The 26,396-nt window shown below is 68.7% G+C and carries 22 protein-coding genes and 5 pseudogenes; 19 read left to right on the top strand and 8 right to left on the bottom strand.

The window, feature by feature from the left end; all coding sequences use genetic code 11:
* Positions 1 to 505: 505 nt before the first annotated feature.
* The 9 genes from AB0I66_RS41485 (at position 506) to AB0I66_RS41445 (ending at position 9,068) form a co-directional block, all read left to right on the top strand.
* Complete coding sequence (locus AB0I66_RS41485; RefSeq protein WP_363213273.1) at positions 506 to 1,705, top strand: ATP-binding protein; 1,200 nt, start codon at positions 506 to 508, stop codon at positions 1,703 to 1,705.
* Positions 1,702 to 2,100: a roadblock/LC7 domain-containing protein gene (locus AB0I66_RS41480; RefSeq protein ID WP_363213272.1), complete on the top strand. Its 399-nt coding sequence runs from the start codon at positions 1,702 to 1,704 to the stop codon at positions 2,098 to 2,100. Before AB0I66_RS41485 ends, AB0I66_RS41480 begins: the two co-directional genes overlap by 4 nt.
* A complete protein-coding gene (locus AB0I66_RS41475) occupies positions 2,097 to 2,486 on the top strand; it encodes a DUF742 domain-containing protein (RefSeq protein WP_363213271.1) in 390 nt (129 codons plus the stop codon). The genes AB0I66_RS41480 and AB0I66_RS41475 overlap by 4 nt, the downstream gene beginning before the upstream one ends.
* Positions 2,461 to 3,066 (top strand): ATP/GTP-binding protein, encoded by a 606-nt coding sequence (locus tag AB0I66_RS41470; RefSeq protein WP_363213270.1) that lies wholly within the window; start codon positions 2,461 to 2,463, stop codon positions 3,064 to 3,066. Before AB0I66_RS41475 ends, AB0I66_RS41470 begins: the two co-directional genes overlap by 26 nt.
* Positions 3,063 to 4,415 (top strand): cytochrome P450, encoded by a 1,353-nt coding sequence (locus tag AB0I66_RS41465; protein WP_363213269.1) that lies wholly within the window; start codon positions 3,063 to 3,065, stop codon positions 4,413 to 4,415. Before AB0I66_RS41470 ends, AB0I66_RS41465 begins: the two co-directional genes overlap by 4 nt.
* 348 nt (positions 4,416 to 4,763) lie before the next feature.
* Positions 4,764 to 6,020, top strand: a complete 1,257-nt coding sequence (locus AB0I66_RS41460; RefSeq protein WP_363213268.1) for a tryptophan dimethylallyltransferase family protein — start codon at positions 4,764 to 4,766, stop codon at positions 6,018 to 6,020.
* Positions 5,993 to 7,366, top strand: a complete 1,374-nt coding sequence (locus AB0I66_RS41455) for a tryptophanase (RefSeq protein WP_363213267.1) — start codon at positions 5,993 to 5,995, stop codon at positions 7,364 to 7,366. Before AB0I66_RS41460 ends, AB0I66_RS41455 begins: the two co-directional genes overlap by 28 nt.
* Before the next feature lie 194 nt (positions 7,367 to 7,560).
* Positions 7,561 to 8,136, top strand: coding sequence for a helix-turn-helix domain-containing protein (locus tag AB0I66_RS41450; RefSeq protein ID WP_363213266.1), 576 nt, complete (start codon positions 7,561 to 7,563; stop codon positions 8,134 to 8,136).
* Between the two features lie 59 nt (positions 8,137 to 8,195).
* Complete coding sequence (locus AB0I66_RS41445) at positions 8,196 to 9,068, top strand: NmrA family NAD(P)-binding protein (RefSeq protein ID WP_363213265.1); 873 nt, start codon at positions 8,196 to 8,198, stop codon at positions 9,066 to 9,068.
* A 363-nt stretch (positions 9,069 to 9,431) separates the two neighbouring features.
* Here AB0I66_RS41445 and AB0I66_RS41440 read toward each other — a convergent pair whose 3' ends face one another.
* The 7 genes and pseudogenes from AB0I66_RS41440 to AB0I66_RS41410 all read right to left on the bottom strand — a co-directional run bounded on the left by AB0I66_RS41440 (position 9,432) and on the right by AB0I66_RS41410 (position 15,305).
* Positions 9,432 to 9,803 carry a hypothetical protein gene (locus AB0I66_RS41440; protein WP_363213264.1) on the bottom strand — a complete coding sequence of 124 codons (372 nt, stop codon included), beginning with the start codon at positions 9,801 to 9,803 and terminating at the stop codon, positions 9,432 to 9,434.
* Between the two features lie 50 nt (positions 9,804 to 9,853).
* Positions 9,854 to 10,113: pseudogene (locus AB0I66_RS41435) on the bottom strand (transposase); the annotation flags it as partial.
* A 133-nt stretch (positions 10,114 to 10,246) separates the two neighbouring features.
* A pseudogene (locus AB0I66_RS41430) lies at positions 10,247 to 10,948 on the bottom strand (MFS transporter); the annotation flags it as partial.
* Positions 10,948 to 11,319: pseudogene (locus tag AB0I66_RS41425) on the bottom strand (alpha-mannosidase); the annotation flags it as partial. The pseudogenes AB0I66_RS41430 and AB0I66_RS41425, both read right to left, overlap by 1 nt.
* Before the next feature lie 100 nt (positions 11,320 to 11,419).
* Positions 11,420 to 12,403, bottom strand: coding sequence for a LacI family DNA-binding transcriptional regulator (locus AB0I66_RS41420; RefSeq protein ID WP_363213326.1), 984 nt, complete (start codon positions 12,401 to 12,403; stop codon positions 11,420 to 11,422).
* A 185-nt stretch (positions 12,404 to 12,588) separates the two neighbouring features.
* Positions 12,589 to 13,593 carry an ROK family protein gene (locus AB0I66_RS41415; protein WP_363213263.1) on the bottom strand — a complete coding sequence of 335 codons (1,005 nt, stop codon included), beginning with the start codon at positions 13,591 to 13,593 and terminating at the stop codon, positions 12,589 to 12,591.
* Positions 13,590 to 15,305: a class I mannose-6-phosphate isomerase gene (locus AB0I66_RS41410; protein WP_363213262.1), complete on the bottom strand. Its 1,716-nt coding sequence runs from the start codon at positions 15,303 to 15,305 to the stop codon at positions 13,590 to 13,592. Before AB0I66_RS41410 ends, AB0I66_RS41415 begins: the two co-directional genes overlap by 4 nt.
* Positions 15,306 to 15,593: 288 nt before the next feature.
* Between AB0I66_RS41410 and AB0I66_RS41405 the strand changes: the two genes are divergently transcribed.
* The 7 genes and pseudogenes from AB0I66_RS41405 (at position 15,594) to AB0I66_RS41375 (ending at position 23,713) form a co-directional block, all read left to right on the top strand.
* Positions 15,594 to 16,907 carry an extracellular solute-binding protein gene (locus tag AB0I66_RS41405; RefSeq protein WP_363213261.1) on the top strand — a complete coding sequence of 438 codons (1,314 nt, stop codon included), beginning with the start codon at positions 15,594 to 15,596 and terminating at the stop codon, positions 16,905 to 16,907.
* Positions 16,904 to 17,857, top strand: coding sequence for a sugar ABC transporter permease (locus tag AB0I66_RS41400; RefSeq protein WP_363213260.1), 954 nt, complete (start codon positions 16,904 to 16,906; stop codon positions 17,855 to 17,857). The genes AB0I66_RS41405 and AB0I66_RS41400 overlap by 4 nt, the downstream gene beginning before the upstream one ends.
* Before the next feature lie 2 nt (positions 17,858 to 17,859).
* A complete protein-coding gene (locus AB0I66_RS41395; protein WP_363213259.1) occupies positions 17,860 to 18,717 on the top strand; it encodes a carbohydrate ABC transporter permease in 858 nt (285 codons plus the stop codon).
* Between the two features lie 52 nt (positions 18,718 to 18,769).
* Positions 18,770 to 19,948 (top strand): glycoside hydrolase family 76 protein, encoded by a 1,179-nt coding sequence (locus tag AB0I66_RS41390; RefSeq protein WP_363213258.1) that lies wholly within the window; start codon positions 18,770 to 18,772, stop codon positions 19,946 to 19,948.
* A 64-nt stretch (positions 19,949 to 20,012) separates the two neighbouring features.
* Positions 20,013 to 23,132 (top strand): alpha-mannosidase, encoded by a 3,120-nt coding sequence (locus AB0I66_RS41385; protein WP_363213257.1) that lies wholly within the window; start codon positions 20,013 to 20,015, stop codon positions 23,130 to 23,132.
* Between the two features lie 49 nt (positions 23,133 to 23,181).
* Positions 23,182 to 23,379: pseudogene (locus AB0I66_RS41380) on the top strand (transposase); the annotation flags it as partial.
* Positions 23,380 to 23,440: 61 nt separating this feature from the next.
* Complete coding sequence (locus AB0I66_RS41375; protein ID WP_363213256.1) at positions 23,441 to 23,713, top strand: hypothetical protein; 273 nt, start codon at positions 23,441 to 23,443, stop codon at positions 23,711 to 23,713.
* Here AB0I66_RS41375 and AB0I66_RS41370 read toward each other — a convergent pair.
* Positions 23,691 to 23,831 (bottom strand): annotated as a pseudogene (locus AB0I66_RS41370) (MerR family transcriptional regulator); the annotation flags it as partial. The gene AB0I66_RS41375 and the pseudogene AB0I66_RS41370 sit on opposite strands and share 23 nt — an antisense overlap.
* A 146-nt stretch (positions 23,832 to 23,977) precedes the next feature.
* Here AB0I66_RS41370 and AB0I66_RS41365 point away from each other — a divergent pair.
* From AB0I66_RS41365 to AB0I66_RS41355, 3 genes are all read left to right on the top strand, one after another.
* Positions 23,978 to 25,057, top strand: coding sequence for a PP2C family protein-serine/threonine phosphatase (locus AB0I66_RS41365; RefSeq protein ID WP_363213255.1), 1,080 nt, complete (start codon positions 23,978 to 23,980; stop codon positions 25,055 to 25,057).
* Positions 25,058 to 25,092: 35 nt separating this feature from the next.
* Positions 25,093 to 25,623: a MarR family transcriptional regulator gene (locus AB0I66_RS41360; RefSeq protein ID WP_363213254.1), complete on the top strand. Its 531-nt coding sequence runs from the start codon at positions 25,093 to 25,095 to the stop codon at positions 25,621 to 25,623.
* 85 nt (positions 25,624 to 25,708) lie between these two features.
* Complete coding sequence (locus AB0I66_RS41355) at positions 25,709 to 26,389, top strand: hypothetical protein (RefSeq protein WP_363213253.1); 681 nt, start codon at positions 25,709 to 25,711, stop codon at positions 26,387 to 26,389.
* Positions 26,390 to 26,396 lie beyond the last annotated feature (7 nt).

Raw genomic sequence — 26,396 nt, 5'->3', positions numbered from 1 at the left:
GCCCACGAGGGCGTCAAGGTCCACCAGGGCGTGGTGACTTGATGCCCCGCTGCGCGCACGCCTGCGTCGACACCCCACGCTCCCCAGCCGCGCCCAAATTAGCCATCTTGCGCTCAGCGGACGCCTCTCGTCCGCGCTTCGCCTTGCCGGCCGGTGTGCCGGTGCGGGCATCCGGTCACAAGGTGAGGGCTCTCTGTGCTGCGGAAACTCGGACAGCACACCGCTGGGCGACGCAGTGCGCGGCCGGCTGCTGTGAGTCTCCACGTCACGCTCACATCTCCTTCACTGAACTGAGCATGGCTTTTTCGCCAACACGGCCACGGCGTGGCGTACTTGACAAAGTGTCATGATCGTTTGGTGTTACGATCGCGGGCACATGCCACGTGGGCTTTTTCCTCGGCTTGGCTACAGTCAGGGGGCTCTCCGGGTGGTGAAGACTGCCCACGTCGAGAGTCCGCATGGATAGATTCCGAGAGCTGGACTCCAGCCGCTCAAAGAGAGTCACATGACAATTTTGCAGGATCCGACGGTCTGGGCGCTCGCTGCCGGCGTCCCTGTCGCCACCATGGTGGTCGTTCGCCAGCGAAAAACGAGTGAGTCGTTGCGCCGTCAGAAGCGGGGACTCGAAAGCGATCTGACCGAACTTCAGGGCAGCCACGCTGACCTCCAGTCCACCATCGCAGAGCTCCGCAGGGGTTACGACGAGGTGGTCCGACAGGCAAAGGAAGAGGCGGAGAACGCCACCAATACCGTACTGAAGTCTGCGATGCAGACCCTTCAGGGCCTCGCGGCGGAACAGCAGCGGGCCATCTCCGGGCTGCAGAAGAAGTACGGCGATTCGGCCGTGCTGCGAGATCTGCTGGACGTCGACCACATGAACTCGCAGTTCAACCGGCGTGCACAGTCCATTGCCGTGCTCTGCGGCGGGTGGCTCGGCCGGCAGCGGGATGCGGCATCCATCTACGACGTGATCCGCGCAGCTCAGGGCCGTATCCGGCACTACCAGCGCATCGACATCGCCTCGCAGGTGGACATCGCGGTGACCAGCCGCGCCGTCGAGCCGGTCGCGCTGACGGTGGCCGAACTGCTCGACAACGCCACCAGCTATTCGGCGCCGTCCTCCATGGTCGACGTCGAAGTGCGGACGGTGCCCAAGGGCATGTGCATCGTGATCGACGATGCAGGCGTCGGGATGAGCGAGGAAGAGAAGACGGCCGCCACAGCTCTGCTGTCCAGTGGGTCTGCGGTGAGCGTCTCCGAACTCGGCAATCCTCCCGCGTTCGGTTTCGCGGTGATCGGTGCGCTGTGTGCGCGCTTCGGGTTCACCGTCACCATCGACAGCACTTCTCCCTACGGCGGCGTCCGAGCGGTGGTGATGGTGCCGAAGGAGTTGCTGACCGACATGCCGGAACCCGCGAGGCCCGCCGCAGCGCAAGGAGCCAACGCGGGCACAGGGGAAAGCGGTTCGGCTCCCGTGACGACAGCGGGCGACCTGCCCCGGCGACAGAACAAGCGCCGCGCCATGGCACTCGTGCCGGACAACCAGCCCGATGAAGCGACTGCGCCGCCGGCCCGGTCGGCGGAGGCACGGGTGGCGGCCATGGGCGCATTTCAGCGCGGCACTCTCAGCGGCCGAAGTGCGGGGGTACCGGCCGCTGAACGCGACACTCCTGCCGATACACACGAAGGATTCGATGCCCCGTGAGCGACGAACTGTCCTGGATGCTCGAGGACGCGCTGGCGATACCCCATGCCCTGCACGCGGTCCTGATCTCTGCTGACGGCCTGCAGATGTCCCGCACCGCGGAGATCGGCCGGGACGACGCCGACAAGGTGGCCGCCGCCGTGAGCGGACTGCAGTCGCTCAGCCGGTCCGTCGGATTCTTCTGCGGTGACGACGGCACGACCTGGCGCCAGACGCTCATCGAGTTCGACGGTGGCTGGGTGTTCCTGAATGCAGCAGGAGGTGGCTCCTACCTCGCCGTGGCAGCGTCCGCCGAGGTCGACATGGGAGACATCACGTATCGGATGCAGCAGCTGGTCAGCCGACTGGGCAAGGCCATGTCGACCGGCCGCCGCACCGACACGGTCACCTCATGACGGATCCGGACCGTACTGAGCCCGAGCTCGTGTCCGAGGCCGGAGAATTAGTCCGGCCCTATGTCATCACCCGTGGGCGTGACCTGCTCGACGAGGGCGCGTTCGCCCTCATCACTCTCGTCACGACATCCACCGATGATCAGCAGCGCCCCCAGCGGCTCTCGCCCGAGGAGCAGCAGATCCTGGAGATGTGCTCCAGCGGCTACCTCTCGGTCGCTGAGATCGCCGCCCATTCTCAGCTGCCTCTGGGTGTCGTCAAGGTGCTGCTCAGTTCCCTCGCCGAGGGGGGCTATCTAGTCACCCGTGCGCCGGTGCCCTCGGCTCGTCTCGCCAACAAGGCCTTGCTTCAGGAGGTGCTCGATGGTCTCAAGGCTCTCTCTGTCTGAGGACGCCTACGTGCGCAGCGGTGCACAGCAGACTGCGGTGAAAATCCTGGTCGTCGGGCACTTCGCCGTCGGCAAAACCACTCTGATCGGCTCACTCTCCGAGATCGCGCCGCTGTCCACCGAGGAGCAGATGACGAGCCTCTCGGAGAGAGTCGACGACCTCAAGGGAGTGCAGGGGAAGACCACGACCACGGTCGCCCTGGACTTCGGTCGCCTGACCCTCAGCGAGCGCATCGTGCTGTATCTGTTCGGGTCACCGGGCCAGCAGCGGTTCGTCAATCTGTGGGACGACATGGCCCGCGGAGCGCTGGGCGCCCTGGTCCTGGTGGACCCCGAGCGGCTGGCCGACAGTTTCGAGGTCATGGATCTGGTCGAAAGCTACGGCCTCGACTTCGCCGTGGCCCTCAACCAGTTCGACGGCAGCGCGGTACACACCCCCGAAGCAGTCCGGGAGGCGCTCGACCTGCTGCCCGACACCCCGGTCGTCACCATCGACGCGCGCGACAAAGCGTCGTCCGTCAACGCCCTGATCACCATGGTCCGCTATCTGCAAGAGCGCGCCGCCCTGGAGCACGCATGACAACCCCTCCCGTACCTCCGCCCGGCTGCCCCGCACACGGCAGTGGGCAGCGCATATCCCTTGACACCCCGGAGTTCGCCGCCAACCCGCACGCGTACTACCGTTACATGCACCAGCTGGGCCCCACGGCGCCGGTCACCATCGCGCCCGGCGTGGAGGCGACCCTGGTGACCGACTACCACGCGGCTCTTGAGCTGCTGCAGGATCCCACTACCTTCCGCAAGGACGCGCGCCGCTGGCGTGCGCTGAACGAGGGCCTCATCCGCCCCGACAGCCCGGTCCTGCCGTTGCTGGCCTACCGGCCGAACTGCATGTTCACCGACGGCGCCGAGCACGTGCGGCTGCGGCAGGCCATCACCGAGAGCTTCGCCCGCGTCAGCAACAGCCGGCTGAGCCGCATCGTCAACCAGGCCGCCCAGTTCCTCATCAACCAGTTCAGCGCTCGCGGCAGTGCCGACCTTCTCAGGGACTACGCGCAACAGCTCCCCCTGTACGTCTTCAACGAACTCTTCGGCTGCCCGGCGGAGATCGGCGACCGGGTCCTGTTCGGCATCTCCGGCATGTTCGACGGCGTCAATGCCGAGCAGGCCAGCCAGGTCCTGCTCCAGGCGGTGGGCGAGCTGGTGGCACTCAAGCGCGCCCATCCCGGGGAGGACATCACGTCCTACCTGATGCAGCACCCGGCACAGCTGACCGACGAGGAACTGGCGCACACGCTGGTGCTGCTCCTCGGCGCGGGCGGCGAACCGGAAGGCAACCTCATCGGCAACGCCTTCTACACGATGCTGACCGTTGAGGAGTACGCGCGCAACGGGCAGTTCGACAAGGCCCTGGATGACACCCTGTGGCGCAATGCGCCGATGTCCAACTACGCGCCGCACTACCCGGTCTCCGACACAGACGTGGCCGGCGACAAGGTCCGCGCCGGTGAGCTGGTCCTGGTGTCCTTCGGTGCCGCTAATACGGCGCTCGCGGACCAGGGGGCCGACACCCGCGGTCACCTGGCCTGGAGCGCAGGTCCACACGCCTGCCCGTCCAAGGAACCGGCCAGGCTCATCGCCCTGACGGGCCTAGAGGCTCTGTTCAATGCGCTGCCGGACGTTGAACTCGCGGTCCCCGCGGACAGCCTCGCCTGGCGGCCCGGCCCCTTCAACCGAGCTCTGGCCAGCCTGCCCGTCCGCTTCGGTGCGGTCACCCCGCGCCCCGCGGCCGCGCCTGAGCCGACGGCCGCGTCCCCTGGTCACCAGGCGCATCCTCCCCTGGCGCCGACGCCCGCGCCCGCGGAGGCGCAGGCCACCGGCAAGCCGGCGCGCTGGAGCAGCTTCGTGAGGTGGCTGACGGGCCAGTAGCCGGTGCACCCCCTGTGATGCAGGCGACACGGGCAGTTGTTGTAGCCTGCATGAAAGATCAACTGCTGGGGTAGGACAGCGCGGAGTGTCTGGAGTGACACGAGATGAAGGAGAGGCAGTGAACCTCGCAACCTCCGCGCCCCGTTCCGCAGGCAACCGGCCGGGCCAGCGGCGCACCACATCCCGCAGCAGGAACTCGTGCGGGTGCGACGACCCCGAAAAGGCGCAGGGCCGAATACCCGTGGCTTACGACGGATCGGCCCTCGTCTGCCGCCTCGTTGGCGCAGCACGTCTCCCTGCCTCCGCGCCGTACAGAGGCTTCTTGCGCCGTGCCGTGCGAGGAACGCGATGATGTCCCAGCCGGAGGCGGGCATACCGGCAGACGAACCCGGTAAGGCCACGCTCGGCGATCACGTGCTGGGTCAACTACAGCGCCTGGGCGCCGCGGTGGGCCTGAGCGAAGCGAACACCGCGCTGTACGGGCAGGTCCTGCTCGACTCCCTCGCGGACTCCGTCCGGCGGCCGTTGTCTCTGCCCCCGGCATCGCCCAGCTTCCTCTCCGACGACCACACCCCCGTAGAGTTCTCCCTGGCCTGCACGTCGGACGCCGCCCCGGCACTGCGGGTGCTCGTGGAGCCCGGATGGACCCACGAGGACATGGGCGACAGCGGCCGCGCCGGACTCGAGGCCATCCACGCGATGGCCGCCCGCTGGAAGTTTTCCACCCATCAACTCGACGCCCTGCACGACTTGTTCTTCCCCGCTACGGCCCAGGGGCCGCTGTCGCTGTGGTACGCGCTCGATCTGCGCGCGGGAGGGGTCCCCGGCGTCAAGGTCTATCTGAACCCCTCCGCCGCCGGACCCGAGCACGCTGCACACACCGTGCAAGAGGCGTTACGCCGACTTGGCTACGACAAGGCCTTCGCGCAGCTTCCCCCCGCGGCGGGCTATCCGTTCCTCGCACTGGACCTGGGCTCCTGGGATTCACCTCGCGTCAAGGTCTACGTGCAGCACCCGCATATGTCGGCCGACGACGCCTGCGCGCTCAGCCATGCCTCCGGGGCCGAAGCGCCAGACATCCGCCACTTCTTCCACGCGGCCGCCGGACCCCTCCCGCCATCCGGGCAGCAAGGGGACGGTACGCCGCGCCTGCTGCGGCGGCCCGCGCTCACCTGCCATTCCTTCACCAAAGGCGACCGCGACCCCAGCGGCTTCACACTCCACATCCCCGTCCGTGACTACGTGCGCGACGACGAGGAGGCCCTCGACCGGGCAACCGCCCTGCTGACCCGGTTCGGCATGGATCCCACGGTCCTGCGCCGGAGCCTGCGCGCTCTGACACAGCGACAGCTCACCGACGGTGTGGGGCTGATCGCCTACCTCGCTCTGGTGTACGAGCGAAACCGGCAGCCCCGCATCACGGCCTATCTGTCCTCAGAGGCCTATCTGACCAGGGCGCCGACAGAGCAGTACGCGCAAGTCGGCCTGTTAGCTGCACAACGCACCCAGAGCGCTCTGAACTCCGGTCGCAAGGCTGCCGATCATGCCATCCCGCACACCGCACCAAAGGAAGTCTCGTGGAACCGTATCGCATCAAAGTTGTAGAACCGATCGCGTTCACCACCCGAGCGGAGCGCGAGGCCGCGCTGAAGCGGGTCGCCTACAACCCCTTCGATCTGCGTGCCGACGAGGTCACCATCGACCTGCTGAGCGACTCGGGGACCGGTGCCATCTCCGCGGACCAGCTCGCCGCGGGCATGCACGGCGACGAGTCCTACGCCGGCAGCCGCAGCTACTACCGGTGGCACGAGGTCGTCTCCGAACTCACCGGATATCCCCACATCCTGCCGACACACCAGGGCCGCGCAGCCGAGCGCATCCTGTTCTCCGCCCTGCTCAAGCCCGGCACCAGCGTGCTGTCCAACACCCACTTCGACACCACCCGCGCCAACGTCGAACTGACCGGCTGCCAGGCCTACGACTTGCCCTGCGCCGAGGCGAAGGACCTCGACAGCGATTACCCGTTCAAGGGCAACATCGACCTGATCGCCCTTGAGCAGGCGTTGGAGAACGCGCATCAAGCGCCCGTGGCGGCCGTGCTGATGACCATCACCAACAATGGTGGCGGTGGCCAGCCGGTCAGCATGGAGAACCTGTACCGGACCGCCGAACTGTGCCGCCGCCACGACGTCCCCCTGATCCTGGATGCCGCGCGTTTCGCGGAGAACGCCTGGCTGGTGATCCAGCGCGAGCCCGGCTACGCCAACCGCACCCCCCGGCAGGTCGCCGAGGAAGCCTTCCGCCTTGCGGACGGCTGCGTCATGAGCGCGAAGAAGGACGGCATCGTCCACATCGGCGGCTTCATCGGTCTCAAGGACCCTGAACTCGCCGAGAAGTGCGCGGGTCTGCTCATCGCCACCGAGGGTTTCACCACCTACGGCGGCCTGGCCGGCCGTGACCTCGACATGATGGCCCGCGGACTTGTGGAAGTCACCGAATCGGCCTACCTCGCCGAACGCGCCGACATAGCCGCCTACCTCGCCGCGCGCATCGGCGAGGCCGGAGTCGACATCGTGGAGCCGGCAGGCCTGCACGCCCTCTACGTCAACGCCGGGCGGCTGTTGCCCCACATCCCCCCGCACCAGTACCCGGGCACCGCACTGGTCTGTGAGCTCTACCGACGCGGAGGCATCCGCTCGGCGGAGCTGGGCAGCCTGTACCTCGGGGAAGAGGACGAACAAGGCAACTCCATCAAGACCGCACCTTATGAACTCGTGCGGCTGGCACTCCCCCGTCGGGTCTACACCCGCAGCCACTACGACCATGTCGCCGCCACCCTGGCCGACATAGCCAAAAACCCCGAATCGGTGCACGGCTACCGCATCGTGGGTCAGTCGCCGATCCTTCGCCATTTCAGCATCAAGCTGGAGCCCGTGCAGTCCGGCGGCTGATCTCTACTCGACACGTCGCGTCGCGCAAGAGTGGGGGTCGGCAGCGCCGGCTCCCACTGCTCACGCCTGCCCGGATCGCGCACGCGGCATCCTCCGGAGCAGGGTGTACAGTTTTAGCGGAACGCATTCCGTTTAATCTTTTAAACGGAATGCGTTCCGGAAGATGAGTCGGGGTGATCGAAGGAGGATGCCGCATGCCCGCCGCCCCTCGCCGGACCAGGAGCGATGCTCTGCAAAATCGCGAGCGACTGCTGGAGATCGCCGCACACGCCTTCGCCGAGCAGGGCCCGGAGGCCACGCCGGCCGCCATCGCCAAGCAGGCGGACGTCGGAGTCGGCACCCTCTACCGGCACTTTCCGACACGTGAGGCCCTCCTCGTTGCCGCCCACACACGGCAGATCGCCCTCGTGTGCGAGAAGGCCGGCGACCTGGCAGTCCGGCACACTGGCGCCGAGGCCACCCGGGCATGGCTGGATCACTTTCTGGACCACGCGATGGCCAACAGCAACATGTGCGCGGCCCTGAATGCGGCCCTCGCCTCCGATGCCGACCCCTATGCCCATACACACACGCTCCTGAACGACGCCGTCACCACCCTGATCGACGCCGGAGCCCGGGACGGCTCCCTGCGCGCCGACATCACCCCGGGCGATGCCCTGCTCCTGGTGGGCAGCGCCGCCGCCTCGGCACAGCACAGCACCAGGGAGCAGGCCCACCGGCTCGTCGAGCTCCTCATGGACGCGCTGACCAAGAACGCGGCCGCGGCCTGACCCCACCCCGTCGCACCAACGAGGCGACGGGGCGCACGCAGAATTGAAAGGCAACCCCCATGGCAACGACCCTCATCATCGGCGCGTCCGGAACCGTCGGATCGCAGTTGGTCAAAGAACTGGACAAGGACCACGAGGGACTTGCGGTCCGCCTCGCGACACGGCGCGCCGATGTCGCCGAGCAGTGGCGCGCGCAGGGGCGCGAAGCCGTCCTGCTGGACCTGGACCGGCCCGAGCGCTTCTCCGAAGCACTGGACGGGGTCGACCGGGTCTTCCTCCTGACCGGGTACACCGCGGACATGCTCCACCAGAGCAAGACGTTCGTCGACGCCGCCGCGCAGGCCGGGGTGGCCCACATCGTCCACCTCGGCGTCTTCAGCGCCGGACGCCACGATATTCCCCACTACAGCTGGCATGAGCTCATCGAGACCTACATCGAGGCCAGCGGGATCGCGTGGACGCACCTGCACCCCAACGTCATCACCGACACGGTGCTGTCCACGGTCGCCGAGACCGGCTCGTTCAACGTCCCCTGGCAGGAGAGCGCACGCGGATGGGTGTGCGCCGCCGACATCGCCGCGGTCGCAGCTGCCGCGCTGCGCGAGGGACCGGACGAACACGGAGGCAAGAACTACTGGCTGAGCACGGAAATGGCCACAGGTCCGCAGGTCGCCAAGACCCTCAGCGAGGTGCTGGGAACCGAGATCACGTGCTCGGTGTCGGGCCCCGACGACCTGGCGGCGTACGTGAGCTCAGTCCCCTCAGCCGCCGAACGCCTCTACATGGAGAGCGCTGTCGCGACGATGCGCCAGACAGTGCTCGGCAACATGGGATTTGAGGCCGTCGTCCGCGACGATGTCCAGACCGTTCTGGGGCGCCCCGGAACCACAGTGGAGGAGTGGGCGAGGGAGAACCTCGGTCCCACGGCCTGAGTCCAGACGGATCCGGAGCCAGGCGCACTGGTGCCGATCAGCGGCGGACGTCACCCGGAGGCGGATCGTATTGCGGAGCGACCCGAGGAAGCCGTCGGCCGCCGCGCGGGCGGTCAACGCGTTCCCGGCCGACAGTTGCACGACGGGGGCCGCCCACCAGGGACGATGAGGGCTTAGCACCGGTCTCCGTTCCGATGTTCCTCAAGCCTCGTTCCGACAGTTCGGCCCACCGCGCATCACCACTACAAGGAACGTCTTCCCGCGTCCGGCCCCCTGCCATGGCCGCATCAGACGCCTCTGGCCTCCCGGCCGTTACCGACGGTCACAGATCAAGAGACATGGCACAGCTTCTGAGCTTGTAATTTAACGTCCGGCCACTTCGGGATCGGAAGCCATCGATGTCTGTAGGACACGTAGCCACCGTTGGCAGACTTCACGGGTGACTGGTTCGAACAGCTCGGGGGTCGAGATTTCGACGAGGAACTGGGTCAGCAGATCCCGGTGTGCTTCCTCGACGTGCACCTGTTCCTCGAAGTGCAGGGCCTGTCCCCAGTCGACGAGCTGACCTGGGCTGGCGAGTCCTGCAGTGACCTTCTCAACAGCGGATACGGCGTGGGCACGGCGGAACGTAACAGTTGATGTCGGTTCGCTGTGCCGGGCATCTCTGATGAGTTCGGAGAGCTCACCGTTCCAGCGCACGAGGCCATCGAGGGGCCGGCTTCTGTTCGCGTCCATGCTGCCCATCCTGCTTGATGGCGTCAGGACCGGATGTAGGCGGACGCTCGTCAGCTGGGAACTGGCGTGATACGTCGGGGTTTCGTGCCGACCTCGTGGTGGGCGGGTGGTTTGTATGCCTCGCCGATCGCAAGGATCCGGCCCACGTCATGACAGGTGGCGGGGTGGCGGTTCTTCGATCCGAGTGGGCGTCCGGGGCCGGGGCGAGTTGGTTTCGGTGCACCGGCTGGCGTGCCGGTCTTCGCCCGCAGGTTCCTGAACCCGCGACGACCCGGGCAGGGGTGAGTCTGTTCGGTTTCGCTGGCCGCTCGCGCGAGCAGCGGCAAACACGACGACGTTGTGGTCCTATCCATCTGACGGCCACCGTGAGGGACGGCGCCGGCCCGCCCCCTGGCCCGCCGCCGTCCGGGGGCCGCGTCCGCTACCCGCGGCCTCGTCCGGGGTTACATGTGGACGACGGGGGCGGCGTTCTCATCCTGATTGGGTACGCCGCGGCGGTAGAGCAGAACGCTCAGGACCAGGCCAGCGGCGAAGAACGCGGCCGACCACCAGTACGCGGCCGCGTAGCTCTCCAGGGCGGATTGGGCGAGCACAGCGGGGTCCTTGGGGTTCTTGCCGGTCAGGTAGTCGGTGGCCGCGCTCGCGGACAGCGTGGTGAGCAGGGCGGTGCCGATGGATCCGCCGATCTGCTGCATGGTGTTGACGGTGGCGGAGGCCACGCCGGCGTCTTCGGCGGCGACGCCGGAGGTGGCCAGGCTCATCGCAGGGGCCATGATCAGGCCGAGGCCGAGGCCCATCGCGATCAGCGGGGGCATGACGTGTGCCGTGTAGCCGCTGGTCAGGTCGAGTCCGGTCATCCAGACCAGCCCGGCGGCGGCGAGGCCCATGCCGAGGGGCACGACCGGCTTGGGGCCGATGCGCGGGAGGAGGAGGTTGTTGGCGAGTGCGGTCGTGAGCATCAGCGCCGCGACCATCGGCATGAACGCGAGGCCGGTCTTGACCGGGGTGTATCCCAGGGTCTGCTGCATGTAGTAGGTCAGGAACAGGAAAACGCCGAACATGCCCGTGCCGCTGATCAGGATGGCGAGGTAGGAGGCACCGCGGTTGCGGTCGAACAGGACCCGCAGCGGCAGCAGGGGGTGCGCCAGGTGTTACGTGGGTTGAGCGCCTTCACCAGTGTCCCGTCCGCCCGGTACACAAGCCCCTCGGCGGAGAAGCCGGGCTGGGTGGCGGCGAAGCCGAGGTCGAGTACGGCTTCGACCCTCTCCTCCGCCCAGTCGTCGGGGACAGTGCCGCGTATTTTGAACCAACTCGTGGACCAGGCAGGCCCCCAGGAGGTGCCGGTGGCGACCGGCTCGTAGGGCCCGGCGATACCTTCTCTCACCGGGAGGGGTTCACCGAAGGTGTGGTGGGCGCTCACTTCGAGGGGGAGGCAGCGTGCGTGGACTGCGGGCCTGAGGCGTTGGTCGAGTACCCGGGCGAGCCGGCGTTCGGTCAGCGTGCGGTCGTCGTGCATATGACTCCGTCCAAAGTTCCGCGCATGGCGGCAGACTGGCCCGCCGAGCCCGTCGTGGGACAGCCGTGTCCCGGGAAAAGGGGGGCGGACGGCGGAAGGCCTAGGTGTGGTGGGTCCCGTACCGGATGACTTCGATGGGGACCATGGAACGTCGCACGGGCAGCGCGGCGCCGGGACCGGCGTTGATGCGGTCGATGAGCATCTGGCCGGCCCTGCGCCCGATCTCGTCGGCGTCGTAGGACGCGATCGTCAGCGGGAGCCCGAGGACGTCCGCGAGGTCGAAATCGTCGAATCCGGCAAGCGACACCGGAACGTCGAGGGTGCGGACGGCTCGGACGGCACCCTGGGTGAGACGGTTGTTGGTACAGAACAGGGCAGTAGGGGCATCGGGTTGCTGCAGCAGCGCCACGGCGGCACGCTCGGCTGCGGCCACGTCGGAAGGTCCGCGGCGGATGGTGCGCTCGTCGGGCTCCAGGCCGGCTTCCTCGTGCGCGGCCCAGTAGCCGCGGAATCGTTCGGCGCCGGTGTAGAGCGCCGGCGGGTTGCCGAGGAACCCGATGTGCCGGTGACCGTCCTCGATGAGCCGGGCGGTCGCCGCCTCGGCTCCGCCGAAGTCGTCCACCAGGACGCAGTCGGCTTCCATGCCTGCCGGCGGCCGGGCGGCGAGGACGAGGGGCATGCCGCGCAGCGCGGCCGGGGTCAGGTGCCGGTGGCTGCCGCTCGCGGGCACCACGATCATCCCGTCGACCTGGCTGGCGGCGAGATCCTCCACCAACCCCCGCTCCCGGTCGACCTGTTCGGCCGTGTTGCCGAGCAGGACCCGCAGGCCGTGCGCGTAGGCGACCTCCTGGACACCGAGCGCCAGCCGTGAGTAGAAGGGGTTGGCCAGGTTGGTGACGACCAGACCGATCATCCCGCTGCCACCGACCCTCAGACGGCGGGCGGTTTCGTTGCGCCGGTAGCCGAGCGCGTCGACGGCGTTCAGCACACGCTGCCTGGTGGCCTCGGTGACCTGGGGGTCGTCCTTGAGGACCCGGGAGACGGTCATCGCGCTGACCTTGGCGCGAGCGGCGACATCACGCATCGTCGGCGCGGCGGCGTCGCTCGGTCGGTGCTGCGCCACGGCCGGTCCTTCCTTCGTGCCTTCGCAGGGTCATTGTCATCGGCGGGCTGCCGGAGCTGCGGGCGCCGTCATTCTAGAGAAGTTCTCCGCCTCCCATGGCGTCCGCCCGGGCCGGTGCCGGCCTGTGGCGAGGCCCGGCTGTCTCCTCACGGAGGAGCCACGCAGCCGGAGTCAACGGGTGCGGGGCGGGGCGCGACGACTCCGGTCTCCCGCCCCTCGCCCTGAGGCCGACGTTCCAGGGCCCAGTGAGCGGCGCCGATCAAGGGAGCGTCGTGAGGCCTTTTGGCGGTGCGCAGGTCCATGGCGGCGATGACGGCAGCCACTTCGTGCCCGGCGGCCTCGGCTGCGGTGGTGAGACCCTTCCGCAGCGCCGGGCCGATGAGGTCCCAGGATGCGGCCATGGAGCCACCGACCACCATCACGTCCGCCCGGAAGGCGCCGCACCATGGCGCAAGGGCACGCCCCAGCGTGCCGAAACATTCGAGGATCACCGCTGCGGCCCGAAGGTCCCCGGTGCGGGCCAGTGCGGCGATGTCGCTGACGTCCGGGCCCCGGGACCTTCGTGCGAGGCCCGCGGCCCTGGCATACCGCGTGCGGATCGCCCGTCGCGAGATGACCTCCTCCAGCGGCAGCCCATCGACGGTGATGCGATGGGCCCGGCCGTCGGGCGGCACGGCGGGACCTTCGGTGACGGGCTGTCCGTCGAGCAGGAACGAGGACCCGACGCCGGTGCCGAGCGTGATGCACATGGACCGGCTCCGCTTTTCTGCGGCTCCCCCGTGGTGCTCGCCGATGGCGAAGGCGTCGGCGTCGTTGAGGAAGCGGATGGTGCGCGGACTGGGCAGCCGCTCGCGCAGTTCCGCGCCGACGTCGACATCGTGCAGCGACTCGAACTTGCCGATGCCGCGGAAGCGTCCGAACCCGGCGGCGTAGTCGAAGGGCCCCGGTAGGGCGACGCCCCACGGCGCGTCGGCGGGCGCTGCCGTGTGCCGGGCAGCTGCGGCGAAGGAGTCGAGTATCTCCGCTGCACTCGCGTCGGCGGACACCGGCCTGCGCACTAGGGAATCGGCGACCGGAACACCGTGGGTCATGTCCACCACGGCGGCGGTGACATGTGTGCCGCCGATCTCCAGCACGGGCACCCGGGTCATGACGGCCTCACCAGGGATTTGACGACCTGTACGGGGCGTGTGCCGAGCGGGTGCAGACGGTATCCGCCCACGGTTGCGGGCACGGTGAGGGTTTCGGCGAACGCCAGGTCGTGGCGCCGGCCGTCGGCGGTCTCCACCACCACGCCGTCACCGGCGGCGACGTTGAGGATGTGGAAACGGCCTTCGGTGTCGTCGTCGGCCGGCTCCGTTCCCTCCAGTACGAGGCGGTGGACCGCGTAGAACATCTCGGGCAGTGCGCCAAGGATCTCTTCGCGCCAGCCCGGGCCTTCGCGCAGGATGCGCGGCTGTGGGACGAGGTCCTCGACGACCTCGGTGCCGCGCCGGTCGGTGTCAAGGTTGGCGAAGGCGTGAGTGTGCGAAAGCGGCCGGGGCACTCCGGAGTCGGAGCGGCGCAGCCAGTCGTAGAGGCGCAGCGAGTAGAGGTAGGGCGTGGCGCTGATCTCCAGCACGAGGTTGCCCGCGCCCGATGCGTGCGGGGTCCCGGCCGGGATCATGAACAGTTGGCCGGGGTCGGCAAGGAACGTCTGGACGTGGTCCTCGACGTGCAGCGGCGTGCCGTGCGCCGCCGACGCCTCGACTTCCTTACGGAGGATGTCCACGTCTGTACTCTGCCGCAGTCCGAGGAAGACCTGGGATGCGGGGTCGCTCGCCGTGACGTAGTAGGTCTCGTGCTGGGTGTAGGACCAGCCGAAGTTCTCCCGCATGTACTGCTCCTGCGGGTGGCAATGCAGCGAGAGGTTGCCGCCCCCGACCGTGTCGAGGTAGTCGAAACGGATGGGGAAGGAGGTGCCGTAGCGTGCGTGCACGTCCGCGCCGAGGAACCGTTCGGGATGCAGGACGCACAGCAGCTGGAACGGCAGTTCCACCTGGGCCTCGGCGTCCTGGCCGACGAGCACCCCGGCTTCGGGGGCGATCAGCTCGTAGCCCAGTGCGGTGTTGCCGCCCTCGGGCTCGAAGCCGAGCTGCTCGGCGGCCCACTTTCCGCCCCAGGCGGTGGAGTTGAAGTACGGGCGGGTGCGCACCGGCTGCTGGGCGAGGGCGGTCAGGGTGGCGCGGAAGGCCTCGCCGTCCAGGGAGGCGGGGGCCTGCGGGTTCTGTACGTCGACCCATCGGTCGATCGTGGGCGCCAGTGCGTCGCGGTGGCGGTCGGCGACCGGCCAGTCGGTGTAGAAGAGGCGGCGCAGTTCGCCGGGGGTGTCGGGGTGCCCGAGGTTGACGCCCACGGGCAGTGTTCCGGAGGCCACTGCGCTCTCGGCGTACCGCTTGGGCAGGTCGGCCCACCAGAGCAGGTCGGGTGAGCACAGGGCGGAGCCGGGGCCGAAGACCAGCAGAACTCCGCTCGCGGGCCGATTGACGTGCAGCGGGCCCTCGAAGAGGTCGGCCATGGTGAACTCGGCGAGCGCCAGGAAGAATGCGTCGCCGCCGTCGTGAGGGGTGCACAGCTGATCGACGGCTGCCGGTGACCAGTGCTCGCGCGCATCCAGGACCGCCACCTCGGTGCCCTGGGCGCGCAGGGCGGCGGCGAGGCCCTGTGCTGCCGTGTTCCAGTCCAGGGCTGCTGGTCCGTCCAGGGCGAGCACGGTCGGCCGGTCGGGCAGGGTCGCCGCGGCGTCGTTCCACCCTGTGACCACGGTGCCGGTGGCCGCCGGGTAGCGGGGGTTGCGTTCGTAGGGGCGGGGCTCTGAGTGCACAGGTACTCCAGAAGAGGTGAGCGGGGGCAGCCGGAATGTTATCGATACCAATCAGAGTGCACAAGATTGCCGCTCAGCGACAAGTCATAACTGCTGACAGTGGCGGTGCGCAGACGGATTCCCGCAACAGAGTCTTGTTTCGGCCTCATGGTGTCGTTAACATCCTGGCCATCCGAACCGCCGATGCCGTGCGGTACGGCGAGATCTCTCGCGGAGGGCGTCAGGCCCTCTCACCCATCACACCCCAGAGCCAGGGATCCCGGCCGGGATCCGCAGGGAAGGGCACCCATGAGATCAATCGGCGGGGCGACGCAGTGGCCGCCCCACCCGCTCGGCCGCCGCAGCCTCCTCGCGGGCATCGGAGCGGGCGCCGCGGTCGCGCTCGCCGGCTGCGCCCGCGGCGACAGCACCGCGGTGAAGCCGGGGACCACCTCGCTCGCCAACGACAACGCCACCTGGGACCAGGGCTATGTCGCGGCCGGGCAGGAGCTCAAGAAACTCACCGGTTACGCGCTGCGGCCACTGTCCAATCCGAACCCGACGTCGTACAAGCAGGTCACGCAGATCTCGCTGCAGACGACCAAGGCCACCGACATGATCAAGTGGGCCTCGGGCTACTTCCTCAAGTCGCTGGCCCGTACCGGGGAGCTCAGCGATCTCTCCTCGATATGGGCCGATTACGAGGACAAGGAGTGGGTCACCCCTCAGGCCCGTGAGGCGATGTCCTACCGCGGCTCCGTCTACGGGATACCGCTCTACGAGTCGTACTACGTGCTGTTCTACAACACGGCGCTCTTCCGCAAGCACAAGCTGCGGGCTCCCGACACCTGGGACGAGCTGCTGCACAACGCCGCAGTGTTGAAGAAGGCCGGAGTCATCCCCTTCGTTGCCACCCAGACCGGTAACTGGCCCGCCTACGAGTGGTTCCAGGAGCTGGTCAGCAAGGTGGATCCCGACTTCTACAAGGAGCTGATCAGCGGGAAGGCGCAGTACACCGACCCGCAGGCGCACAAGGCGCTGCAGATCTGGCAGGACTTCATGCGCAAAGGCTGGATGACGCCGGCGGACTTCGACCAGAACAACGGTCCTGCCGCGCTGAAGGCAGGGCGCGTCGGCATGTTCCTGCACGGCTCATGGCAGTCGCAGGGCATCGCTGCCACGGGCATGAAGCCGGGCGCGGACTTCGACGCCTTCGTTCTGCCCCCCGTCGAAACATCCACCCGCCGCTCCGTGATCACCGAGTCCGGTGTTCTCGCCGTCCCGCGCAAGGCCGTTTCACACGACGCGGCGATGGCCAACGCGGCGCACTGGCTCGACCCGAAGGTCCAGCAGGTGTGGACCGACTTCCTGCAGGACGCCTCGGCCAATCCGCGCTCCCGGCCGGGCAACCCGGTGATGGCGAGCCTCAAAGAGCGCGCACGCAAAGAACGTTGGGCACAGCTTCCCCGCTACGGCGAGTCCGGCCCGCCCAACCTCATCCAGGGAAACACCGATGACCTGGGCAGTTTCATGACCGGCGCATCCTCCCCGCACGCCACCTTGCGCAGCATGGCCGGCCGGGCAGCGAAGGAGTGGGCCGCATGGGAGAGGGACGAAGCATGAGTTCTTCCGTCGAACAACGGCGACCGCTGCTTCCCGGTCCTGGCTCCTCCCCCGATCCGCACTCCGCAGCCCCCACACCCACGCGCCCCCGGCGGCCGGCGGGCAAGCTGGCCGCGACCGGCTTCCTGGCCCCTGCCGTGCTCTTCGTGAGCGCACTGCTGCTGCTCCCGTTCGCCACCACCGTCTACCGGAGCCTCTTCGACGACCGGCGAATCTCCGGCTTCGCCGGACTCGACAACTACCTCCTCTTCCTCAACGATCCGACACTGACCCGCTCGATCCAGAACACCTTGATGTGGGTGGTCGGCTCAGTCGCCCTGCCGATGATGCTCGGCCTGGCCATCGCGGTACTGACGCACAGCGGCGGATGGTCCCGCGTGGCCCGCCTGCTCGTCGTCCTTCCCTATGCCCTGTCCGGATCAGCCGTCGCGGTGGTGTGGAACTTCGTCCTCACCACCGACGGCGCCGCAAACCAAGTACTCAAGGCGTTCGGCCTCGATGCACTCGCCCAGGGATGGCTCCTCGAATGGCCGGGCAACACACTGGTTATGATCATCGCCAACACCTGGCAGGCGGCGGGCGTCGCGGTGATCCTCTTCCTGGTCGGCCTGCAGACCATCCCGCCCGAGACCCTGGAGGCCGCCTCCCTGGACGGTGCGGCGGGCTGGCGGAAGTTCTGGTACGTCGTCCTGCCCCAACTGCGGACCGTGTCGGTGATCGTCGTCGGGACCAGCCTGGTCGGCGGCCTCAAGTCCTTCGACCTGATCTGGGTGCTCACCCAGGGAGGGCCCGGCCGGCAATCGGAGACGCTCGCGGTCTCGATGTACCAGGAGACCTTCCTCGCCCTGCATCCCGGAGCAGGCGCGGCGGTCGCGGTGGTCCTCACCGCGATCGTGCTCCTCGCCTCGTGGCTGTACCTGCGGCGCCAGCTGACTCCGAAAGGCAACTGATCATGCCTACTCGCACCCCGCGCAGAAGTGCCCCACGGCCGCGGCCCACGGCAGGCCGGATCGTACGCAACACGACCTTGGTGATCATCTCCCTGGTGTGGGCACTGCCCACCTGGCTGCTGATCGTCAACGCCCTGGTGCCCACCGCCGACTACAGAGGCGCGCCCCACTGGTGGCCGCAGGGGTTCGGCCTCTTCGACAACATGTCGCAAGCCTGGACGCAGGCGGAATTGGGACCCGCCATGGGCAACAGCCTCCTCTACGCCGTCACCAGCGCCGCAGCCGCCATCCTGGTGGCCACCACGGCCGCCTTCGCGACCGTCATCATGCCGGTCAAGCACAGGACCCTGTGGTTCTGGCTGATCTACTCCGGAACCCTGCTGCCGCTCCAGGTCTTCCTGCGCCCCCTCTTTCTGGCCTACGCCGACACCGGGCTCTACGACGCCCAGCTCGGGCTGTTCCTGGTGTACGTGGCGATCGCCATCCCCTTCGCGTACTTCATCATGCGCAACTTCGCACTCACCCTCGCGCCGGAGATCATCGAGGCCGCCCGGATGGACGGTGCCTCGTGGTGGCGGATTCTCTGGCAGATTCACCTGCCGCTGTCCCGGTCCGCCATGGTGGCCGCCTTCGTCTTCCAGTTCGTCGCCGTCTGGAACGACCTCCTGTTCGGCATCACGCTGTCCACCAGCAGCAACATCCGCCCCGTCATGGCCGCGCTGGCCGAACTCCAGGGCAACTACTCCAATGTCGGGCCGCCGGTCGTGCTCGGCGGCGCGCTGCTGGTCTCGCTGCCGACCGTCGTCCTGTTCTTCTCCGCGCAGCGCTTCTTCGTCAGCAGCCTCAAGCTCCATGGCTGAGCCGCACTCCTTCCGCCCCTCACCGATCCACCTTCTTGAAAGGCAGCCCGTGGTGAAAACACCCCTCCCCGCCGCACTGGCCCTCGCCGTCCTCGCCGGAGCGCTGTGGGCCACCCCCGCCGCCGCGGCCGACAGCGACCGGCAGACAGCTCCCTCCACCTGGGCCGAACGCGCCACGGCCAGCTACCGCTCCCTCCAGCAGCACCTCTACCAGGGACCGCAGGAGCACGGCCTGTACCTGGAGAAGACGCCGCGCACGGAAGAGGAGAACGCCCACTCATACCTCTGGCCCCTGCGTGAGGCGGCCGCCGCCACCGTCGACATGTCCGAACTGCCGCGCATCGGCGACCGCTACGACCGTGACGCCGCCGAGCGGTTCACGACCCTGCGGCTCTACTTCAACCCCCGCGACGGCAGGCCCGGATACGACTCCTACCTGCCCGCACCGCTCGACCAGGGCGGCGACGTCTTCTACGACGACAATGCCGTCGTCGGACTCACCTTCCTCGACCAGTACCGGACGACCGGCAACAAGCTCTACCTCGAGCGGGCAGCGGAAACCTACCGAGTCGTCACCCGGGCATGGGACACCGACCCGGCCAAGCCGTGCGTCGGCGGCATGCACTGGGTCGACTCCCCCGACGACTACATGCGCGCAGCCAACGTCACCGGCCTGTCCGCCCAACTGGCAGCGGAGCTCTACGCCATCGAGCGCGAAGACCACTACCTCGCGAACGCGAAGAAGTGGTACGAGTGGAACTGGTCGTGCCTGCGCCGGTCCCCCGGTCTGTACGACAACAGCCGTGACGACGACGGCAGCACCAACAAGACCCTCTGGACGTACAACTCCGGCGCGATGATCGGCACCGCAACCACGCTCTACCGCGCCACCGGCGACCGCGCATACCTCGACCGCGCAGTCCAGGACGCCGAGGGCTCGCTCGCGTACTGGAACCAGGCGGACCGGCTGCACGACCAGCCGGCGATCTTCAACGCCTTCTACTTCGACAATCTCCGCATCCTCGATGAGGTACGACCCAACCGCGAGTACCGCAAGACGGCCGCCGCCTACGCCGATCGGACCTGGAAGGACAACCGGACACCCTCCGACGGCCTGTTCCGCTTCCAGCCCTCCGGCGGCGGCGACCACGCCCCGGACGCACAGGCCGAAACCCTCCACCAGTCCGCGATGATCCAGATCTTCGCCGGGCTCGCCACCGACCGTTCCTGACCCCTCGTCGCCCCACGCCTCGAACAGCACGCCCCGGCACCACACACGAGTGGAGACCTCTCCCATGCCCCGCCCCGCACTTGCCCGTCCCTCCTGGTGGGACTCGAACATGGCCCGAGACATCCTGCGCGAGCGCGCGGTGTCCGCCGAGGGGTCCCTCGGCGGACACCGGATCACGATCTCCTGCGAACCCCTCCTTCGGCACGACGGGGCGGGCGGCCTCCTGCAATCCGTCCGCGTGACGGCCGGCCGACCGCTCACCCGCGCCCGCGTCACCACCCTTGCCGGCCAAACCCTGCGCTGCGAGGTCCTGTCGGGGCCGGGGGCGGACACCCGCCTCCTGGTTCCGGAAGCGGACACGCCCACGACCGTCCTGGTCGAGCTGCCCGAGCTGGCCGACGGAGAGAGCATCGAGGTCCTGCTGACCCCACAGCGCCACTGGACGCTGCACCTGGTCCAGCACGCCCACCTGGACATCGGTTACACGGACCCGCAGAGCACCGTGCTCGCCGAGGGGCGCAAGTACCTCGACTCCCTGCTCGAACTGTGCCGCACCACGGACGAATGGCCCGACGCGTCGAAGTTCCGCTGGGCGGTCGAGGGCTTCTTCAGTTACGAGAACTGGTCACAGAACCGGCCGCCGCGACAAGTCGCGGAGTTCTTGGACCGAGTCCGCGAGGGGCGCATCGAGCTGGCCGCGATGCCGTTCAACCTGCACACCGAGACCTGCTCCACCGACGAGCTGCACGAACTGCTGCGCCCGATACGCCAGTTGCGGGACCAGCACGGCATCGACATCACCACCGCCATGCAGACAGACGTGCCCGGTCAGGTCGTCGGGCTCCCCGACGTCCTGGCGGCCAGCGGGATCCGCTATCTCTCGGTCGCCCACAACTGGGCGGGACGAGCGGTCCCGCACCACGTCGGGGGCCAGAATCTGCCGCGCCTGTTCCGCTGGCGGGCCCCCAGCGGCAGCGAGGTGCTCGTGTGGCGCACGGACACCCCGCACGGCCTCGCCTACATGGAGGGGTCGATCCTCGGCTTCGACGAATCCTTCGACCGCGTCGACGATCTACTCCCGAACTATCTCTCTGCCCTGGCCAGTCACCAGTATCCGCACGAGGGTCGCGGGATCCCCGGATTCCCCATCCTGGACGAGGAGTTCAAGGGCGACCCCTACCCGTGGGACATCCTGCACCTGCGGGTCCTGGGCAAGTTCGCCGACAACGGACCGCCGCGCCGCATCATCGCGGACACCGTGCGCAGGTGGAACGAGGAGTGGGCCTTCCCCGTCCTGCGCACCTCACGCAACGAGGACTTCTTCAAGGACGCCGAGGAACGCCTCGGCGACCGGCTCGAGACGTTCGAGGGCGACTGGACGGACTGGTGGGTCGACGGCGTCGGCGCGGGTGCCGTGCCGCTGGCCGCCACGCGCGACGGGCAGGCGGCGCTCGCCGACGCACAGACCGTCGCGGGCTACGCCCAAATCCTGGGCGCACCGGACGCGGCACGGATCACCGGCGCCGCGCCTGAGGTGTACCGCGCGGCCTCCCTGTTCAACGAGCACACCTGGGGTGCGGGCGACCCCTGGACGCACGGCGACCACGGCCATGCCTCGGGCGAGCGGCAGTGGCACTGGAAGTACGCCCAGGCCCTGCACGCCCACGACGGCGCCCGCACGCTGCTCGACTCCGCGAACGCAGCACTGGGGGAACGGCTGTCTCCGCGCGCGGGGACGCTCGCCGGCTACTACATCGTCAACACGTGCAGTTGGCAGCGGTCCGAGGCGGTCCGCCTCTTCCTGCCGGAGAGCACCGTGCCCCTCGACGACCCGGTGCGGGTCGTCGACTCCCGCGACGGCACACCTCTGGAGGTGACGCAGGAGGAGCAGAGCAACGAACTGCACCGGGCGGCCGGGCGTTTCCTCCTGTTCCGGCTGGCTGACGTACCGGCCCATGGCGCGGTACGCGTGGACGTCGAGTCCGCCCTGTCGGCCGGGCGCCCTAAGGAAGAGCACACACCGGACGAAGCCCCCACTGTTCTGGAGAACGAGTGCCTGCGCGTCCACGTCGACCTGGCGTCCGCCTGCATCGACTCGATCCTGGACAAGCGGACGGGAGCCGAGCTGGTCCGGCAGGACTCCACCGTCGGCTTCAACGGCTACCTGTACGACGAGTACGCGACGGCCGGCGGATTCAACCACCAGTCCAGCAAGACCACGGCCAACGCCTCGATGCATCTGCTGGCCACGCGGCATACGGCTTCCCCGGCGGCCCTGGTGGAACGGACGTCGGACGCGACCGGGCAGACGCTGGTCTACGAGTGCGCTCCGGCCGGCACCCGGCGACTGCGGGTCAAGGTCCACCTGCCGCACGCGAGTGCACGGATCGACCTGGAGAACCGGATCGACAAGGCCGCGACGTTGACCAAGGAGAGTGCGTTCTTCGCCTTCCCCTTCGCGATGCGTTCTCCGGTCCTACGGATGGAAGCCACCGGTGGAGTGACCGGAACGGGGCTGCCCACGGTGCCCGGTTCGGCCCGGCACATGCGGGCGATCCGCCGCTGGGTCAGCCTCCAGGAGGACGGCACCAGCGCCGCCCTGGCCACCCGGGATGCGCCGCTGATCCAGGTGGGCGGGGTGGCCATCCCGTATGTGCCCTACCCGCAGTCACTGGCCCAGGAGGAGCCGGGCACGGTGTTCTCGTGGGTTCACAACAACATCTGGGACACCAACTTCCCCTCGGAGCAGGCCTTCGACCACGTCTTCCGCTACAGCGTCGGATGGCAGGAGACACCCGCCGCAGGTGGTGCGGTGCTCGGCATGCGCACAGCCGCCGTCGGCAGCCGGCCACTGATACCCGTACGAGCCGGCCGTGCCCCCGAACCCCACCCCAGCGCCTCCCTCGCGCTGCTGGCACTGGATGACCCACACGTGCGGGTCGTGGGCCTGACGGTGCCGCAACCGGGACGCCTGCTGGTGCGGTTGCAGTCCTTCGCCGAGGAACCTCTCACATGCCGACTCACGCCCGGCTTCCCCGTCACCGCCGCGACGTCCACCGACTATCTCGGCTCCGCGGGTCCCGCACTGCAGGCCGACACCGACGGCTCCCTGCCGGTACCCGTGCCGCGGCTCGGCACCACGGCAGTGTTGCTGACGCCGGCGGATACGCACGACCTTGACTGACGTTGCCCGCATCGAAGGGCTCCGTTTGGCGCGCGGCCGAACGGAGCCCCCCGACCAGGTGGTCGCCGACAAGGGCTCCTCGTCCCGGGCGATCCGCGCACACCTGCGGCGCCGCGGTATCAAAGCCACCATTCCCGAACGGGCCGACCAACTTGCCGGGCGGGCACGACGCCGCGAACGACGGTGCGGCTTCGACAGGCAGGCCTACCGGCGCCGCAACGTCGTCGAACGCTGCTTCAACCGCCTCAATACTGGCCGCGCAGCCATTCGTCGCCGGCCCGGACCGCCTCGAGGGACAGCTGGCCACAGTGCTGCGACAGGCCCAGCGAGAAGGCGCACTGGGCTGGCAGCGGGATGCGGCGATGGAGGCCGCCCACCTGCTCTCGCTGAGCCACGGTCTGGGCACCAGCGTCCTGGTCGGCCAGCGCACTGCGGGTGTGGCCATGGAGATCCTGCGCGCCCACCTCGAGAGACTGTTCCCAGACCCGGCGCCGAGCCCGGAATCCGCAGCCGGTCAGGCCAACCGCCCTGCCGAGGCGCGGCCTCGGGGGGAAAAGCTCAGAGGGCGGTCACGCGGGTGAGGCGTTCACGCAGGGTGGCGGCAAACTCCTCGGCGCGTGCCAGCTGCGTACGCAGCTTCTCCACCTGCTCGGACGCGTCCTGCTCGTAGCCGCACACGCGCTCCAGCAGGGACTCGCGCCCGAGGTCCGCCTGTCAGCATCGATCAGATAACGGGCAGTTGTGAAGTTCTTTCGACGCGCGCACCTTTGCATAGTCTAAAACATGGGGGAAGGAGCGCCCGGGGAGGCGGTTCTTGAGCGTCGCCACACGTCACTGGGAGCGTCATGATCGAGAACAAGCCGCAGCACGGTTCCATCGTGCTCGCGTGGCTGCCGGTCATGGTGATGGCGGTCGTGACCGCCGTGGACCTCACTGCGGGGCCAGGTGTGGGGTTCCTGCCGCTGGTGTCGCTCGGGCCTGCTTTCGCCGGGCTGGTCGGCTCTTGGCGGCGTACTGCGCTGATCGGCGCGGTGGCACTGCTGTTGTGCATCGCCCTTGGGCTGTACGACGGACTGTTCTCGACCCGTCGCGGGTACACGGCCATGGCGTCGGTCGCGGGCGTGACCGTCGCGGGCATCGCCGCTGCCGTGATGCGCGGCCGCCGGGAGGCGGAGCTGGACAGCGTCCGCTCCATCGCCGAGGCGGCGCAGCGCGTGCTGTTGCGCCCGGTGCCGCTGAGTGCGGGCCCGCTGCGGGTAGCCGTCTCCTACACCTCAGCCCTCGCGCAGGCGCAGATCGGCGGGGACCTTTACGAGGTGGTCTCCTCGCCGCGCGGGGTGCGGGTGATCGTCGGTGACGTGCAGGGCAAGGGACTTGAGGCGGTGGAAACTGCGGCCGTGGTGCTCGGCGCGTTCCGGGAGGCGGCGTACGACGAACCGGACCTGTCGGGGCTCGGCGAGCGGCTGGAGCGTAGTGTCTCGCGGCAGTTGGGGGACGAGAAGTTCGTGACGGCTGTACTGGCCGAGGTGAGCCTGGACGGCGATGGCGTGGTCTTCCTCAACTATGGTCATCCCGCCCCCATGGTCGTACGCGAGGACGGTGGCGTTCTTTTCCCGACCCCACCTGAGTTCGCGCTGCCGCTCGGTCTTGGCGCACACGGTGGCGATGCTCCGGTCCCCTACCGCGTCGGCTTCGCTCCGGGCGAGCAGGTCCTGCTCTACACCGACGGGGTGACCGAGGCACGCGATGCGGCAGGCTCCTTCTATCCGCTGGAGGACCGGGCGTTCCTGCTCAAAGACCCTGATGAGGGAGCCGCCTTGGAGGCGCTGCGGGCGGACCTGGTGCGGCATGGCGACGGCCCGCCGCACGACGACGCAGCGATGCTCTTGCTGCGCTACCACAGACACGCGGGGGCGGGGCGGTGAACACAGCCGTCTCCGCCGACGGTAGAAAGGGGGCCATGGCCGAGCAGGGGGCCCCGTGCGGGGGCGTGGATGATGTGGATGCGGTGACGGGTGCGGTGCTGACCGCTTCACGGCTTCTGGTGGCGGTGTCCGCCCGGTCTCTCGCGGAGGTCGAGGAGCGGGTGACGCTCCCCCAGTTCCGCATGCTGGTGGTCCTTTCGAGTCGTGGAGCCACCAAACTGGTGGCTCTGGCCGACCTGCTCCACGTCGCGCCCTCGACCGCCATGCGAATGATCGACCGCTTGATCGCCACCGGTCTCGCGGACCGGCAGATCAACCCCGCCAACCGCCGCGAGACCCTGCTCCGGCTCACTGACGAGGGCATGCGCACCGTCGCCGATGTCACGGGGCGGCGCCGCGCCGAGATCGCAGCGATCGTCGAGCGCCTCGCACCGGAGCAGCGCGCCTCGCTCATCGAAGCACTGAACGCGTTCAACAACGCGGGGGGAGAACCTCCCGCCCCGCACACGGACGGCCCGGAAGTGCATCCGCTCGGGTGGGCCGACGTCTCGGCGGGCGGCGCCTGACTGTACGGGACCGATCCGAGGGGAGGAGCGGATGCGTCGGCTGCGCAGGCAACCGACCGGGCGAGAAGCCGGTCTGCTGGATCACATGAGGGCTTTCGTGTGGGGACCGGCGGAGTTCGTGGGGCTGCCTCCCAAATGGCTGACGGCCCAGGGACTCGTTGTCGGCTCCGTCGGCGCGGGGGCCGTCATCGGTACCGGGGCCCTGGGGATGTGGGTCGGGCCGCCCGCGCTGAGCAGCGGCGAAGCCGGCATCGCCGTCACCTGCCTGCTCGCCTGCTACTTGTTCGCCATCCGGGCCGGCCGAGCTCTGGTGGGGATCGTCGCCCTGTTCGGCGTGTGCCTGGCCCTGCTGACTCCCCAGGTGGCCGCCGGGCTCGTTCTGGGGCACCGCGGCCAGGAACGGCAGGCAGTGGTCACCGGGGTCGAGGGGACGGGCACGCCGGCCGCCGGGCGGGACCGGTACCTCTGTTCGGTGCAGGGGTCCGATGGATCTCCCCTGAGCGTACGCATCTGGCGGGGCTGCCGGGAGTCGACCCAGCCGGGAGACACGCTCGCCGTGGTGTTCGACCCGCTCGGCCGGGTGGCGCCGAGAGGGGCGGAGGGCCCCCGCCCTGACGGGAAGCCACTGGCCGAGCTCGGCGTACTCGCCGTCGTGCTGGTGGCGGTGAGCACCGTCGCTGTCGCGCGCTCCTTCCGCTTGAGTACGCCGTCGTACGAGGATTCCGGCGCCCCGACGGGCAGAAATGACCAGGCGATACTCCGCTGACCTCCGC

The organism is Streptomyces sp. NPDC050439, from assembly GCF_040655335.1.
Taxonomy (GTDB): Bacteria; Actinomycetota; Actinomycetes; order Streptomycetales; family Streptomycetaceae; genus Streptomyces.
Note: the sequence above shows the minus strand (reverse complement) of the source record. Positions and strands in the feature narration are given on the sequence as shown.